Here is a 13,858-nt window from a genome sequence, read left to right as displayed (position 1 = left end):
CCTGCGAACCGGCCCGCCAGGTGCATCACATCCAAGGGTTGAAGTCCTTATGACGTCATCAAGTTGCTAGTTCGGCGCAAGCCTGATTGACAGGAGGAAAACCCAGAATTGTCCGGCAAATACTCCAAGTGACAGTGATACTTGCCTGCTGCGAACAGATCCCAATCTCGTACTGCCTCCCCTGTCAGGGGATTGAGGTCCCCGCCTCCAATTCGAATGGGGTCGCCAAGCTTGGATCGCGCGACCGAGCGCGAATCGGACATCAGCAGCTCCGATGGAAGCAGAAGTGCACTGGGGCCATAGGCCGAGCTTTCGCCATGCATCTGAACAGTGTCGATTGATTCCCCGTCATCGGACACCAAGGAAAAGCCAAGGTCACCGGAAGTTACGTAAGTGCGACCTGCAATCCTGGTGGTTACTACGTCGACAGCCTCGTACCTGGTGAGGACACGATCCAGGAATGGAGCAAGCAGGGAGCCAACCAAAGTTTCAGCGGGCAGCATATTAACCTCCACGAGCGACCGCGCGTCGTTTGCCCGGTACCGGGCCAGGCGAGCGCTGTTGTAAAGAGAAAATGGCAACGACAACGTTGCCGGCGCGGCGGATCCCCGCAGCAGGAATCTCTCTACCGAATCGACCATTTCAGCCTCGCTTGCATTCAGCCATGAATTCTTTACGCCAATCAATGAATGCATCTCGACGTGGACTTCCTTTCAGCACCAAGTAGTACTGAACTCTGAGCGCCATCCCGAGAACTCCCTCGTGGAAGAAAAAGTCGTGATCCTGCACGCGCATCCCTATTGATGAGCAGAAGATCGGATCAGTGAACTTGCGGTAATACTCCCTTACCAAGTCTTCCGATTGCGACAAGCAGTAGCCAAAGCTTAAGCTCAAGCTTCCGACTATCATGTCGAAATAATCGTTGACATCCTCATCCATGGAAACACCAGGATCCATCTCACTGCCTCATGTTGAGAAATCACGCGGGGAAGGCTAACGCGACCCGGTCAGTGTCATCAGAGAACCCCACTTCCGCCTTGTTATGTGGTGTCGGCTCCGTCGTCCAGTGTCTCAGCGTCAAGAGCGATATCCGGTTTCTAAGAGCGTCAGTCAGCGGCCGCTTCATATGTACGACCTGCCGCACTTCTGCCCACCCCTCCGACACGCTCAAGATCTCGTTCCCTTCCGCGCTGGCAAGTTCGACGGCCTTGGCGATCTCGGAGGACATGATTCTTGGATGGTGCATGTAATCACCTCTTGGCCGCACGCCCCGATGAGCCGACGCTTCGGGAGAAATACCGCTGGAAAAATCGGAAGGGTCACTTGCCGTATTTCCAGTGTTCACCATGTTCACCACGTCCAGGTTTCCGTAGGGAAACATTCTGTCGCCGCATTCTCGTTCGCCCAAAGGATGCATGTCCAGCACGCATTCGCCGGCCTGATGCCCGACCGCAATCGATGGTCGCGGCACCGCCGATGATCCAGTGCAAGCGACCGCCCGTCGCCAGCTGGTCGATCGGCTGCGCGAGCTCGGCTATAAGGAGCGAAATGACAACGACAACGATTCCGGCGCGGCAGATCCGCGCCCAGTACGACGCTTCCACTCTCCGCGTTTACCAGGCCTACTCGGACGCCATCGCCGACAGCGCCCTCAAACACCAGACCTTCGTCGCCCCGTCCTTCAAGATGGAGCGGATGACGTGGATCAAGCCCTCCTTCCTATGGATGATGTATCGCGCCGGATGGGGCTACAAGGATGCGGGTCAGTCCCGCATCCTGGCCATCGACATCACCCATGAGGGCTTCGCATGGGCGCTGGCTCACGGCTGTACCAGCCACCCCGAACCGGGCATGGACGCACAGGAATGGGAGGCGCTCAAGAGCCGCTCACCGGTCCGCGTGCAATGGGACCCGGAGCGCGACCTGCATCACCGGCCGCTGGAACACCGTGCCATCCAGATAGGACTGAGTGGCGAGGCCGTGCGCCTGTACATCGGAGAGTGGACCCAGCGTGTCACCGATGTCACGCCGCTGGCTCATCGGATCTGCGGGTTGGTACGGGAAGACAGGCTGGATGAGGCCAAGGCGGCGCTGCCAAGTGAATCGCCGTACACGCCGACGTGAAGAAGTAGCCATATGACAAAGCAACTCGTAGAGACCAGCAAGTTCCTGAGCTACGTGCTGCGTCATCAGCCCGAGGCAATTGGGCTGACGCTGGACGCCGAAGGGTGGGCTGACGTTGATGCACTGATCGCCGGCGCAGCGTCCGCTGGCCGAGAGCTGGATCGGGCACTTATCCAGCGGATCGTGAGCACTAACGACAAGAAGCGCTTCACGCTCTCCGATGACAACAGCCGCATTCGTGCAGTGCAAGGCCACTCCACAGATAGCGTTGCCATACAGCACATTGCGAAGGTTCCCCCTGCACTGCTCTATCACGGAACGGCGACGCGGAACCTTGACTCGATCCTGGCTGAAGGCCTACGCCCGGGCCAGCGACACCATGTGCACCTTTCCGAAGACACCACCACCGCCACGACCGTTGGCCAGCGTTACGGCAGTCCTATCGTGCTGACAGTTGATGCGCTTCGCATGCATCATCAGGGCTATACGTTCTTCCAGGCTGACAATGGCGTCTGGCTGACCGACCACGTGCCGACGGAATTTGTAGAGCGGAGTGCGATCAAGGGCTAAGCCCCGGGTGAATGGTACGCCCTGATGCGTACAACAGTTCAACCTTCGGCACGGTTCAGCTCAGCCATGAGCCTGGATAACAATTCCCTGTGAACACCAGAGCCAGCTGTCTCGTTCATCACCGTCATGGTGTTCAGCTACCTAAGCTGCGTCTTGAGATGACATCTCACGGATCGACTTGGCTTGTTCGATGATTTCGGCATCAACCATGGATCTCGCGTGACAAGGGACAACTGCGCTTTCAAGCGGACTAATAGTGATGCTGCCGCCATTCGACGAAGGATTCATGGCCCGGTTCCAACTTCAGCACCAGGCAGTAGTAGATCCTCATCGCGATCCCGCCGGCTCCTTCATGGAAGAAGTAATCATCGTCCTGCACCGGAATACCGATGGAATGGCAGTAGTCCCGATTGCTGAACTTGACGTAGTACTCACTCGCGAGGCGTTCCGCTACCTCAATTGTGCAGCCATAGTTCCAGTACAGGGCCTTCACTATCCCGGCGAAGTACCAGTTCACATCGTCATCTGGCGACAGATCTGGTTTCACCATCTCCAGGAATACGTCAGGCAAGTCAATCAACCTCATGTTCGCAGCTCGCTCTATTCTGCGAGGCAGCAAGGTGCGCCGAAGATGGCTCTCGACTCCCTTGAGCGATTCCCTGATTTCGCGCTCGCCAAGCGCCTTCTTTCCGCCCCCCAAGCGATAGAGCGCCAACTTGTCCGCCACCTCCTGAAGGTGCACGTCATCTGGATAGAGTTCGTCCAGCAGAGCTTTGATCGCTCCTGCAGCCTCAGGACTCACGTTCGTTCGCGCCAGGAACTGCTGGACCGCGCCGAAAAGCCTCCGTACTGCTGCGCCGTTGGCGCCCATCCCGCCGATGTCGAAGACTGTCACGCTCGCCTCGGATAGTTCGGGTTAGCGAAGAATTTCCCGGTGAGCTTTCCGTTGGGGTCAACTTCCCAAGCACCGACGATGGCTTCGGGCGGAACGGCGTCATCAGGGCCGAAGCTACCCTCGATCTTGTATACGAAGCCGCCCGGGTGTTCCCGAGCCGCCTGGATCACCTCTTCGGCTACTTCGTGCTCCATGCTCCCCTCTCGGCATCCCCGCGTTACGGCGCGTTCGCGCAATCGTAGCGGAGTTGCGTTCCCCCACACAGGCCGAGCTGCAGGTGCAGGCTCACTTTCTGGAACTGTGCTCTGAGTCGGGCGCTGGCGTATCTGGCCCAACCCTTTTGCGGGAAGGGTCACAGCACTTCTCCACGAATCATGGCATCTTATGAAGGAAATCATAATTATGGTTTTGGCCATAAAGATCCATAATGAATACGCTCGCCGACATCCACTACTTCCCCCGCGAGGATCTGGTCCACACGGTCCATCAGGCGCTGGGCTCCGGGCTTACCCATGCCATCACCATGTTCGCCGCGCGGCGTATGGGGAAGACCCTCTTCGTGAGGAACGACCTCGTCCCGGCGGCTGAGGCGTGGGGCTGGCGGGCGTGCTACATCGATCTATGGGTCAGGCGGGACCATCCGGAAGTAGCTCTTGTGGAGGAGCTGGAAGCCGCCGCGCGGCCCAAGGGCCTTTTGTCCAAGGCGATCAAGCCTGACAAGGTGACCGCCAAGGCGGCTTACGCCGGATCTGGGGTACACGCGGAGTGGACAAAGACGGGTGCGCAAGCTGACCTGCAAGGCAGGCTCAGAACCGCAATGCAGAATCTGGCGCAGGCCAGCAACAAGCCGGTTCTGCTCATCCTGGATGAATTCCAGACGCTCGCTGCTGGAATGCACGAGGATTTCGTCGCCTGCTTCCGCGCTTCGATGCTTGAGCTGCAGCCGAAGTTGAAGCTCTTCTTTACGGGATCCTCCTGCGACGCACTCAATGAAATGTTCCGCAAGCGTAGAGCGCCGTTGTTTGATGCGGCGCTTTCACTGCCTCTGCCGCAGCTGGGCGACGACTTTGTGGCCAACCGCGCCCACATCTTTGCGCAGATGACCGGACGCAAGGTTGATCAGGTGGAGTTGGCCAGGGTCTTCGAACGCATTGCCCGGGTGCCGCTCTACCTCAACCAGATCATCCTGCACATGGTGGTTGGCATCACATCCGACCCGTGGGATGGCTTGCGCCGCTGGCAGCACGAGATAGGCGAAACCGGTCTACGCGAGCAGTGGCTGAGGTTGAAACCGATCGACAGGATCATCCTGCAACACCTGGCTACCCAACAGCCGGAGAGCCTGTTCAGTACGGACTTCAGCGCCATGGTCACGGATCGACTGGAAGAGAAGAACGCGTGCAACCCGCAGCGGGTTCAAACCGCCGTCAATCGACTGGTGAAGAACCTGGTGCTGGCAACCAAGGGTGAAAAGGGCGAGTACGAGATCGAAGACCGCACGTTGGCAACGTACCTCGCGAGTGGGTCGATTCCAGCCCGCTGAAGCTCCCTGCGCATATGCCCGAACGTCAGCCGCCCAGCCGCTCGTCGACAGAATCAAGCAGTCTCTTACCGTGAAGGACTGCGAGTACTGCAATCTGGTCAGCGCGAATTTCGTAAATGACTCGATAGCTGTAGAGGAAGCGCTCTCGCAGGCTTGTACGGCCAACCTCTGGCACTACCCTACCCGCAGAGGGATGGACCTCAATCACATTGCCCAGCTCAAACAGCGCTTCGATGATCCGTCTGGCGTGGCGCGGGGAGTCTCGTGCAATGAACTCTGCGATGGCGTCGATATCTTCGAGCGCCTCGCTCGTCCAGTTCAGCGGTCCAGCCATTTACCCAGCCGCTCGCGCGCCTGTTCTGTGGTGTGGACCCGGCCAGCATCCACATCCGCGCGGCCGCGCTGGATCTTCTCCAATACATAGACGTGGTACTGGATGTCTTCAAGCGTGGAATCGTCCGGCAGTTGATTCAGCAACTGGGCGACTTCCTGCTTGGCAGTCACGGGGGGCGTCATGGCGGTAGCTCCGGATCTGATGGGGCCATTCTAGCCCCCTTACTCCAGCCCAGCGTCACTTGCTGCTGACGTACTTCTCCCGCCGCACCTGCGGCGTCGGCAAGCCCGCTTCCTTCAGCGCCTCGAAGGTCGCATCCACCATGTCCGGGTTGCCGCACAGGTAGGCGATGTCGGTGGCGGGGTTGGGCGCAAACTCGGCCAGGTGCTGCTGCACGTAGCCATGGCGGACGTCCGGGTGCGGGCTGTCGGGCAGCTCGCGGGACAGGCACGGCACGTAGCGGAAGCCCGGGTGGGCGGCGGCGAAGGCGTAGAAGTCTTCGCTGTAGAGCAGCTCTTCAGGGGTGCGGGCGCCTTGGAGCAGCACCACTTCCACCCCGCGCTCGGCCATGGCGGTGGCCAGCAGCGGCAGCATGGAGCGGTACGGGGTGACCCCGGTGCCGGTGGCGATGAGCAGGTAGCGGGCGTTGTGGTCGCCCGGCATCAGGCAGAACCGGCCAAACGGGCCGCTGGCGGTCACGTGGCCGCCCAGGTCCAGGCCCTCGAACAGGGCCGTGGCGGCGCCGCCGGGCACAAAGCTGACTGCAATATCAACGGCTTCGCCGGGGGCCATGGCGTGGTCGTGGATGGTGGCCAGGGAGTAGCTGCGCTTGGTGGCAGTGCCGTCGGCGTACTCGAAATGGACCTGGATGAACTGTCCGGGCTGGAAATCCAGCGGTTGGCCGTCATCACGCAGGAACTGGTAGTGGCCGACGGTGGGGGCCAGCATGCGCCGGTCGATCAGCTTGAGGGGGAATTGAACAGGCACGAATTTGGGAAACAGTGTGTAGCCGGGGCAGACCCTCGGGGGCTTCTATAATAGCCGCTCCCCCGCCCCTATCCAGCGCCGTCCCATGGGCGCGAAGGCAAGAGCTTGGCATCCCAGAACACTCCCGCGACCAGTACCGCCCCCGCCCTGCGGGTGCGCGACCTCCGCAAGACCTATGACAACGGCACCCAGGCCCTGAAAGGGGTTTCGCTGGACGTTGCCCCGGGCGACTTCTTCGCGCTGCTGGGCCCGAACGGGGCCGGCAAGTCCACCCTGATCGGGATCATCAGCTCGCTGGTGAACCTCAGCGAGGGCCAGGTGGAGGTATTCGGCAGCGACCTGGTGCGCAACCGGAGCGCCACCATGCGCCTGATCGGCCTGGTGCCGCAGGAAATCAACTTCAACCTGTTCGAGAAGCCCTTCGACATCCTGGTCAACTACGCCGGCTTCTATGGCGTGGCCCGTGCCGAGGCCGAGAAGATGGCCGAGGAGGAGCTCAAGCGCGCCCATCTGTGGGAAAAGGCGCAGGTGATGAGCCGGACGCTGTCGGGCGGCATGAAGCGCCGGCTGATGATCGCCCGGGCGATGATGACCCGCCCGCGCCTGCTGATCCTGGATGAGCCGACCGCGGGCGTGGATATCGAGATCCGCCGCGACATGTGGCGGGTGCTGAAGGAGATCAACGCCGCTGGCACCACGATCATCCTCACCACGCATTACCTGGAAGAGGCCGAGCACCTGTGCCGCAACCTGGCCATCATCAACCACGGCCAGATCGTGACCCAGGGGCCGATGCGCGAGCTGCTGGCCAAGCTGGACGTGGAAGGCTTCCTGTTCGATATCGACGGTGAGCTGCCGGCGCAGCTGCCGGTGATCGAGGGCACCACGATGGTGGCCATCGACGGGCATACGCTGGACGTGGACATGCCGCGCGCGATGGATCTGAACCGGGTGTTCGCGGCGCTGAACGCGTCGGGCATCCGGGTGCGGTCGATGCGGACCAAGAGCAACCGCCTGGAGGAGCTGTTCGTGCGCCTCACCGGCAACCAGGAGAACGCGGCATGAGCAGCACCCCGACCCCGGTCCTGACCGACGGCCAGCGCAACCGGATTGCGCTGATGACGATCGTGCGCCGCGAAGTGGCGCGCATCCTGCGCATCTGGGGCCAGACGCTGGTGCCGCCGGCGATCACGATGACGCTGTACTTCCTGATCTTCGGCGGGCTGATCGGGTCGCGCGTGGGCGAGATGGGCGGCTACAGCTACATGCAGTTCATCGTGCCGGGCCTGGTGATGATGAGCGTGATCCAGAACAGCTACGGCAACATCAGTTCGTCGTTCTTCGGTGCGAAGTTCGGGCGCCACGTGGAAGAGCTGCTGGTGAGCCCGATGCCGAACTGGGTGATCCTGTGGGGTTACGTGGCCGGTGCGGTGCTGCGCGGGTTGATGGTGGGCGTGATCGTGCTGCTGATCGCGATGTTCTTCACGCCGGTGCGCATTCCGCACCCGCTGGTGACGCTGACCACGGTGCTGCTGGGCGCGACGATCTTCTCGCTGGCCGGTTTCATCAATGCGGTGTACGCCAAGAAGTTCGATGACGTGGCAATCGTGCCCACCTTCATCCTGACCCCGCTGACCTACCTGGGCGGCGTGTTCTATTCGGTGAAGCTGCTGCCGACGTGGGCGGAAGCGGCCACGCACGCGAACCCGATCTTCTACATGGTGAACGCGTTCCGCTACGGCCTGCTGGGTACGAGCGACGTGCCGCTGTGGGTGGCGTATGCGCTGATGATTGGTTTCGTGGTGGTACTGACCGCGCTGGCGCTGTGGCTGCTCAAGCGCGGCGTAGGCATGCGGAGCTGATCTACCCCGTAGCGCCGGCCGTTGGCCGGCCCTGGAAGTAGTTGGAGAAACGCATGCGCATACTTGTATTGGGTGCCGGTGGTACCGGCGGTTACTTCGGCGGTCGCCTGGCCCAGGCGGGGGTCGACGTGACCTTCCTGGTCCGCCCTGCCCGCGCGGCTCAGCTCGACAGCGAGGGGCTGGTGATTCGCAGCCCGCTGGGTGATGCGAGCTTCCCGGTAGCCCACGTGACTGCCGATGCGCTGCCTGCGCTTGCCGCAGAGCAGCCCTTCGATCTGGTGATCCTGAGCTGCAAGGCCTACGACCTGGACAGCGCCATCGAGGCGATTGCACCTGCGGTGTCCTCGCGTACGACGGTGCTGCCGATCCTCAACGGGCTGCGCCACTACGCGGCGCTGGATGCGCGCTTTGGCCGCGATGCGGTGCTGGGTGGGCTGTGCTTCATCAGTGCGACCAAGGCCGCCGATGGGGCGGTGCTGCACCTGGCGCCAGCGGCGAAGCTGACCTTTGGCGAACGTGATACGCCGGGCAGCAGTGCGCGGGTACTGGCGCTGGCGGCGGCGTGCGTACAGGCCGGGGTGGACCATGTGGCCAGCGATGCCATTGGGCAGGAGCAGTGGGTCAAGTACACGTTCCTGACCACGCTGGCGGCGGCAACCTGCCTGATGCGGGCGGATGTGGGCACGATCGTGGCGACCGATGATGGTGCGGAGATCGTGCGCGGGCTGTATGCCGAATGCCTGGCGGTAGCCGAGGCGGCGGGTGAGCCGATTCCGGAGAAGGCGCAGGCGGTGGCACTGGCGGCGACCACGCAGGAAGGTTCGGCGCTGAAGGCGTCCATGCTGCGCGATCTGGAGGCCGGCCAGCAGGTGGAGGCCGAGCAGATCGTGGGCGACATGCTGGTGCGGGCACGCGCGGCCGGCCAGGCGGCGCCGCTGCTGGCGGTGGCGTATGCGCATCTGCAGGCTTACCAGCGCCAGCGCGCGGGCTGAGCATGGCTGCCGGCGCTGCACCGACGCGGGTTCTGGTGCTGGGGCTTGGCTACAGCGGGCGGCACGTGGCGGCGCTGTTACAGGCCCAGGGTGTGGCATGCAGTGGGACGGTGCGGGAGCCGGAGGCGGCGGCCGACGATGGTGTTGTCCGCCACCGGCTGGTGGCGGGGCAGCCTGTTGATGATGCGCTGCGTGAGGCCATCCGCAGCGCGGAGGCGGTGATCTGTACGGTGCCTCCGGATGATGCCGGTGACCCTGCGTTGCGGTTGGTGGCCGAAGCGCTGCGTGCCAGCACGGTCCTTCGCTGGGTGGGCTATCTCTCTTCAACGGCGGTGTACGCCGACCGCGAGGGCGGCTGGATCGACGAGTCGTCGGTGGCCGATGCGGTGGATGACACGGCACGGCGGCGGTTGCTGGCCGAGGAACAGTGGCGCGGGTTCGCGCGTGACAAGGGCGTGCCGTCTGCCGTGTTCCGGCTGCCCGGGATCTATGGGCCCGGGCGCAATGCGCTGGTTCAACTGGCGGAAGGCCGGGCGCGTCATGTGCTGCGGCCAGGGTTGGTGTTCAACCGGCTGCATGTGGAGGATCTGGCGGCGGTCGTTGTTGCCGCGATGGGTCACCCCGGTGAGGCGCTGTATCTACCTGCCGACGACGAGCCGGCGCCGCCGCAGCACGTGCTGACGTTCGCGGCGGAGCTGGGCGGGTTTGCAATGCCACCTGCGGTGGCGTGGGATGACCCGTCGGTAAGCCCGGCGTTGCGGCGGTTCTACGCCAGCAACAAGCGCATCGACAGCCGGGGCACGCGCGAAGCCTTGGGGTGGAAGCCAACATTCGCGACATACCGCGAGGGCCTTCAGGACGCCATCCGGTAGGGTTGGTTCCCAAACAACCGCCGATAGGGGTGATCAGTGCTTTGACGCATTGACCTCTCCGGCGACGTGCCTTCGCCATCGGTCATGCCTTCTACGGCCTGCCCATTGGTATCGGCGGTCGATCGGGATGCGACCCTACCAAGGCAGCGACACGGCAGGGCCGGGTCAGCGCGCGTCTGGCAGGCGGAAGAACGTGCGCGTCGCTGCGGTGGCGTTCGCTGCGGTCAGCTCCACATCCTCGCCGCGGTCCCGCGCCAGCTCTTCCACGATATGCGCCAGGAACATCGGCTCATTGCGCCGATCCTTCGGCATCGGCTTCAAACTGCGCGGCAGCAGGTACGGCGCGTCGGTTTCAATCATCAGCCGCTCGGCCGGAATGTGCTTGACCAGCTCACGCAGGTGCGCGCCACGGCGCTCGTCGCACAGCCAGCCGGTGATGCCGATGTACCAGTCCTGGTCCAGGTAATCGAACAGCTCCTGGCGCTCGCCGGTGAAGCAATGCACTACCGCGGCGCCGATGCGGCCGTCGAAGTTCTTCATCTGCGCCATGAAATCGGCATGCGCGTCGCGCTGGTGCAGGAACAGCGGCTTGCGCTGTCCAGCGGCGGCGCGCACCTCGCTGGCCAGCTGCAGCTGGCGCTCGAAGGCTCGGTGTTGCGCCGGGCGCGGGGCGAAATCGCGGAAATAGTCCAGGCCGCACTCGCCCACCGCCACCACTTCGGCGTGGGCGTGCAGCGCGCGCATTTCGGCATCGCATTCGTCGGTGTACTCCACCGCGTGGTGCGGGTGCACGCCGGCGGTGGCGTACAGGAAGCCCGGGTGCTGGCGCGCCAGGTCGAGGGCCATCGGCGAATGCTCGCGGCTGGCGCCGGTCAGCACCATCTGCACCACGCCGGCGTCGCGGGCGCGGGCCAGCACGGCATCGCGGTCGCGGTCGAAGGAATCGTGGGTTAGGTTGGCGCCGATATCGATCAGTTGCATGGGGCAGCTACAGGGCAATGAATCGCGCCATTGTAGCCCGGCCGGCTCGCCGGCCCTGCCGCCGGCCCGTATCCTTGCGCCATGAGTACGTCGAGTTTTCCGATTTCCGAGCTGCTGCCGCAGATCGCCACACAGCTGGCCACGCATCCGCGCCTGGTGCTGGAAGCGCCCCCGGGCGCGGGCAAGACCACCCAGGTGCCGCTGGCGCTGCTGGACGCGCCGTGGCTGGAAGGCCGGAAGATCATCATGCTGGAACCGCGCCGGGTGGCCGCACGCAGCGCCGCGCAGTTCATGGCGCGGCAGTTGGGGGAAGAGGTCGGCGGAACGGTGGGCTACCGCATCCGCTTCGAGAACAAGGTGTCCGCGCGCACCCGGGTGGAGGTGGTCACCGAGGGCATCCTCACCCGCATGCTGCAGGACGACCCGATGCTGGACGGGGTGGGCGCGCTGCTGTTCGATGAATTCCATGAGCGCCATCTGGCCGCCGATCTCGGGCTGGCGCTGGCGCTGGATGTGCAGGCGCAATTGCGCGAGGACCTGCGCATCGTGGTGATGTCGGCGACGCTGGATGGCGAGCGGCTGGCGCAGTTTCTGGACGCCCCGCGCCTGAGCAGCGCCGGCCGCAGCTTCCCGGTGGCGGTGAGCCATTTCCCGGCCCGCCGCGATGAATCTCTTGAGGCGCAGGCACGGCGCGCGGTGGAGCAGGCCTTGGCTGAGCACCCCGGGGATGTGCTGGTGTTCCTGCCGGGCCAACGCGAGATCGCGCGCACCCAGGCGGCGCTGGAACAGGCGTTGCCCGCCGATATTCAGGTGCTGCCGCTGCACGGCGAGCTGCCGGTGGAGCAGCAGTCGCGCGTGCTTCAGCCCGATCCGCAGGGCCAGCGCCGGGTGGTGCTGGCCACCAACGTGGCCGAATCCTCGGTGACCCTGCCCGGGGTGCGCGTGGTGGTGGATGCGGGGCTGGCGCGCGAGCCGCGTTATGACCCCAACAGCGGTTTTTCGCGACTGGACGTGGTGAACATCGCGCAGGCCTCGGCCGACCAGCGCGCCGGCCGCGCCGGGCGCGTGGCTGAAGGCTGGGCCTGGCGGCTGTGGCCGCAGTCGCAGCGGCTGGAAGCGCAGCGCCGGCCGGAGATCGCACAGGTGGAGCTGGCCGCGCTGGCGCTGGAGCTGGCTGCATGGGGCAGCGAGGACCTGCGTTTCGTGGATGCGCCGCCGGTGGGCGCGATGGCCGCCGCGCGCGAGCTGCTGCAGCGGTTGGGTGCGCTGGGCGATAGCGGCGCGCCCACCGCACTGGGCCGGCGCATGCTCACCCTGGGCACGCACCCACGGCTGTCGGCGATGCTGCTGGCGGCCGGCAACGGCACCGAGCAGGCGCTGGCCTGCGACCTGGCCGCGCTGGTGGAAGCGCGGGATCCGCTGCGCCACGGCGGCGATGCGTTGGCCGCGCGGTGGCGGGCGCTGGCCGCATTCCGGCAGGGACGCGTGCCGCAGGACGCCAATCGCGGCGCGCTGGCGGCCATCGATGCGGCCAGCAAGCAGTGGCGGCGGCGCCTGCGCTGCGACACCGCGCCGCCGTCTTCAGTGGAAGCCCACCAGCTGGGCGACCTGCTGGCGCACGCCTTCCCGGACCGGATCGCGGCGCGGCATCCCACCGACCCGCTGCGTTACCTGTTGGCCAATGGGCGCAGCGCGCGCTTGTTCGACCCCAGCGACCTGCGCGGTGAGCCGTGGCTGGTGGCGGTGGAACTGCGCTACGAAGCCCGCGATGCGCTGCTGCAGCGCGCCGCGCCGGTGGATGAGAACCGCCTGCGCCGGGATTTCCCGCAGCGCTTCCAGCAGCAGGACGTGGTGCGCTGGGACGCGGACAAGCGGGCGCTGGTGGCGCGCCGCGAAAGCCGCTTCGACCGCATTGTGCTGGACAGCCGATCGGCCGGGCGGGTGGATCCGGCGCAGGCCGCGCAGGCCTTGACCGAGGCGGTGCGCGAGCTGGGACTGGAGGCATTGCCATGGACCGACGGCTTGCGCCAGTGGCAGGCGCGAGCGCTCTCGCTGCGTGCGTGGATGCCGGAGCTGGACCTGCCGGAGGTGTCGGATGCGGCGCTGATGGAGACGCTCGCGATATGGCTGACGCCGGCGTTCAATGGCAAGACGCGCCTGGATGCGCTGGATGAGTCCACGCTGGGCGAGGCGCTGAAGTCGCCGATGCCGTGGGCGCAGCGCCAGCTGATCGACAAGCATGCGCCGGTGCGTATCGCGGTGCCGTCGGGCATGGAGCGGCCGATCACGTATGCGCTGGAGGCCGATGGCAGCACGCCGCAGCCACCGGTGCTGGCGGTGAAGCTGCAGGAGCTGTTCGGGCTGGCCGATACGCCGCGCATCGCCGATGGCCGCGTGCCGCTCACGCTGCACCTGCTGTCGCCCGGTGGCCGGCCGCTGCAGGTGACCCAAGACTTGCGCAACTTCTGGGCCAACACCTATGCCGAAGTCAAAAAGGAGATGAAGGGGCGCTACCCACGGCACCCGTGGCCGGATGATCCGTGGACGGCCAGCGCCACCCATCGCGCCAAGCCGCGCGGGACGTAACGCCGGCTGACCGTGCGCCGCCGGTCCACCTGAATGGAACGCGCGGATTGGTTATCGTCGTGACCATGCCGTGCCTGGCGGATAACACGCCCTACACGGCCCCCGCGCGACA

The 13,858-nt window shown here is 64.6% G+C and carries 16 protein-coding genes; 8 read left to right on the top strand and 8 right to left on the bottom strand.

Going from position 1 to position 13,858, the window contains the following annotated elements; genetic code table 11:
- Positions 1 to 642 precede the first annotated feature (642 nt).
- Positions 643 to 957: a hypothetical protein gene (locus QE395_RS00680; protein WP_306987285.1), complete on the bottom strand. Its 315-nt coding sequence runs from the start codon at positions 955 to 957 to the stop codon at positions 643 to 645.
- A gap of 22 nt (positions 958 to 979) precedes the next feature.
- Positions 980 to 1,471 carry a hypothetical protein gene (locus QE395_RS00675; RefSeq protein WP_141236211.1) on the bottom strand — a complete coding sequence of 164 codons (492 nt, stop codon included), beginning with the start codon at positions 1,469 to 1,471 and terminating at the stop codon, positions 980 to 982.
- 77 nt (positions 1,472 to 1,548) lie between these two features.
- On the opposite strand from QE395_RS00675, the gene QE395_RS00670 reads away from it, so the two are divergent.
- Both QE395_RS00670 and QE395_RS00665 read left to right on the top strand, forming a co-directional pair.
- Positions 1,549 to 2,124 (top strand): DUF4291 domain-containing protein, encoded by a 576-nt coding sequence (locus QE395_RS00670; RefSeq protein WP_095363318.1) that lies wholly within the window; start codon positions 1,549 to 1,551, stop codon positions 2,122 to 2,124.
- Positions 2,125 to 2,136: 12 nt separating this feature from the next.
- Positions 2,137 to 2,694 (top strand): RNA 2'-phosphotransferase, encoded by a 558-nt coding sequence (locus QE395_RS00665; RefSeq protein WP_306987284.1) that lies wholly within the window; start codon positions 2,137 to 2,139, stop codon positions 2,692 to 2,694.
- A 250-nt stretch (positions 2,695 to 2,944) separates the two neighbouring features.
- Here the strand turns inward: QE395_RS00665 and QE395_RS00660 are convergent, their stop codons facing one another.
- Both QE395_RS00660 and QE395_RS00655 read right to left on the bottom strand, forming a co-directional pair.
- Positions 2,945 to 3,589 (bottom strand): hypothetical protein, encoded by a 645-nt coding sequence (locus QE395_RS00660; RefSeq protein ID WP_095363218.1) that lies wholly within the window; start codon positions 3,587 to 3,589, stop codon positions 2,945 to 2,947.
- Entirely contained in the window at positions 3,586 to 3,783 is a 198-nt protein-coding gene (locus QE395_RS00655) for a hypothetical protein (RefSeq protein WP_095363219.1), read from the bottom strand. Before QE395_RS00655 ends, QE395_RS00660 begins: the two co-directional genes overlap by 4 nt.
- Before the next feature lie 233 nt (positions 3,784 to 4,016).
- On the opposite strand from QE395_RS00655, the gene QE395_RS00650 reads away from it, so the two are divergent.
- Positions 4,017 to 5,132, top strand: coding sequence for a hypothetical protein (locus QE395_RS00650; RefSeq protein ID WP_306987283.1), 1,116 nt, complete (start codon positions 4,017 to 4,019; stop codon positions 5,130 to 5,132).
- Between the two features lie 25 nt (positions 5,133 to 5,157).
- On the opposite strand, the gene QE395_RS00645 is transcribed toward QE395_RS00650, so the two are convergent.
- Genes QE395_RS00645 through QE395_RS00635 form a run of 3 tightly spaced genes read right to left on the bottom strand, consistent with a single transcriptional unit; the run spans position 5,158 to position 6,453 of the window.
- Positions 5,158 to 5,466: a type II toxin-antitoxin system RelE/ParE family toxin gene (locus tag QE395_RS00645; protein ID WP_095363221.1), complete on the bottom strand. Its 309-nt coding sequence runs from the start codon at positions 5,464 to 5,466 to the stop codon at positions 5,158 to 5,160.
- Complete coding sequence (locus QE395_RS00640; RefSeq protein WP_095363222.1) at positions 5,451 to 5,648, bottom strand: hypothetical protein; 198 nt, start codon at positions 5,646 to 5,648, stop codon at positions 5,451 to 5,453. The genes QE395_RS00645 and QE395_RS00640 overlap by 16 nt, the downstream gene beginning before the upstream one ends.
- 55 nt (positions 5,649 to 5,703) lie before the next feature.
- Entirely contained in the window at positions 5,704 to 6,453 is a 750-nt protein-coding gene (locus QE395_RS00635; RefSeq protein WP_095363223.1) for a ferredoxin--NADP reductase, read from the bottom strand.
- Between the two features lie 105 nt (positions 6,454 to 6,558).
- Between QE395_RS00635 and QE395_RS00630 the strand changes: the two genes are divergently transcribed.
- Genes QE395_RS00630 through QE395_RS00615 form a run of 4 tightly spaced genes read left to right on the top strand, consistent with a single transcriptional unit; the run spans position 6,559 to position 10,179 of the window.
- The gene (locus QE395_RS00630; protein ID WP_068854421.1) at positions 6,559 to 7,518 is read left to right on the top strand and encodes an ABC transporter ATP-binding protein; all 960 of its coding nucleotides are present in this window, start codon (positions 6,559 to 6,561) and stop codon (positions 7,516 to 7,518) included.
- Positions 7,515 to 8,315, top strand: a complete 801-nt coding sequence (locus QE395_RS00625) for an ABC transporter permease (RefSeq protein WP_068854422.1) — start codon at positions 7,515 to 7,517, stop codon at positions 8,313 to 8,315. Before QE395_RS00630 ends, QE395_RS00625 begins: the two co-directional genes overlap by 4 nt.
- 53 nt (positions 8,316 to 8,368) lie before the next feature.
- Positions 8,369 to 9,307 carry a 2-dehydropantoate 2-reductase gene (gene panE / locus QE395_RS00620; protein ID WP_306987282.1) on the top strand — a complete coding sequence of 313 codons (939 nt, stop codon included), beginning with the start codon at positions 8,369 to 8,371 and terminating at the stop codon, positions 9,305 to 9,307.
- Between the two features lie 2 nt (positions 9,308 to 9,309).
- On the top strand, positions 9,310 to 10,179 hold the full coding sequence (locus tag QE395_RS00615) for an NAD-dependent epimerase/dehydratase family protein (RefSeq protein ID WP_306987281.1): 870 nt from the start codon (positions 9,310 to 9,312) through the stop codon (positions 10,177 to 10,179).
- Positions 10,180 to 10,344: 165 nt separating this feature from the next.
- Here the strand turns inward: QE395_RS00615 and QE395_RS00610 are convergent, their stop codons facing one another.
- Positions 10,345 to 11,160, bottom strand: coding sequence for a TatD family hydrolase (locus QE395_RS00610; protein WP_306987280.1), 816 nt, complete (start codon positions 11,158 to 11,160; stop codon positions 10,345 to 10,347).
- An 81-nt stretch (positions 11,161 to 11,241) separates the two neighbouring features.
- On the opposite strand from QE395_RS00610, the gene hrpB reads away from it, so the two are divergent.
- Positions 11,242 to 13,746, top strand: a complete 2,505-nt coding sequence (hrpB, locus tag QE395_RS00605; RefSeq protein ID WP_306987279.1) for an ATP-dependent helicase HrpB — start codon at positions 11,242 to 11,244, stop codon at positions 13,744 to 13,746.
- The last annotated feature ends 112 nt before the right edge of the window (positions 13,747 to 13,858 follow it).

The sequence above is a fragment of the Stenotrophomonas sp. SORGH_AS_0282 genome, from assembly GCF_030818125.1.
GTDB classification, from domain to species: Bacteria; Pseudomonadota; Gammaproteobacteria; order Xanthomonadales; family Xanthomonadaceae; genus Stenotrophomonas; species Stenotrophomonas rhizophila_A.
This window is presented reverse-complemented; position numbering and strand designations above follow the sequence as displayed.

Excerpts from the sequence above, each read along its gene's own strand:
- QE395_RS00650 (WP_306987283.1), top strand. The coding sequence starts at position 4,017 with ATGAATACGCTCGCCGACATCCACTACTTCCCCCGCGAGGATCTGGTC.
- QE395_RS00610 (WP_306987280.1), bottom strand. The coding sequence starts at position 11,160 with ATGCAACTGATCGATATCGGCGCCAACCTAACCCACGATTCCTTCGAC.
- hrpB (WP_306987279.1), top strand. The coding sequence starts at position 11,242 with ATGAGTACGTCGAGTTTTCCGATTTCCGAGCTGCTGCCGCAGATCGCC.
- panE (WP_306987282.1), top strand. The coding sequence starts at position 8,369 with ATGCGCATACTTGTATTGGGTGCCGGTGGTACCGGCGGTTACTTCGGC.
- QE395_RS00640 (WP_095363222.1), bottom strand. The coding sequence starts at position 5,648 with ATGACGCCCCCCGTGACTGCCAAGCAGGAAGTCGCCCAGTTGCTGAAT.
- QE395_RS00615 (WP_306987281.1), top strand. The coding sequence starts at position 9,310 with ATGGCTGCCGGCGCTGCACCGACGCGGGTTCTGGTGCTGGGGCTTGGC.
- QE395_RS00670 (WP_095363318.1), top strand. The coding sequence starts at position 1,549 with ATGACAACGACAACGATTCCGGCGCGGCAGATCCGCGCCCAGTACGAC.
- QE395_RS00625 (WP_068854422.1), top strand. The coding sequence starts at position 7,515 with ATGAGCAGCACCCCGACCCCGGTCCTGACCGACGGCCAGCGCAACCGG.
- QE395_RS00655 (WP_095363219.1), bottom strand. The coding sequence starts at position 3,783 with ATGGAGCACGAAGTAGCCGAAGAGGTGATCCAGGCGGCTCGGGAACAC.
- QE395_RS00645 (WP_095363221.1), bottom strand. The coding sequence starts at position 5,466 with ATGGCTGGACCGCTGAACTGGACGAGCGAGGCGCTCGAAGATATCGAC.
- QE395_RS00665 (WP_306987284.1), top strand. The coding sequence starts at position 2,137 with ATGACAAAGCAACTCGTAGAGACCAGCAAGTTCCTGAGCTACGTGCTG.
- QE395_RS00680 (WP_306987285.1), bottom strand. The coding sequence starts at position 957 with ATGGATCCTGGTGTTTCCATGGATGAGGATGTCAACGATTATTTCGAC.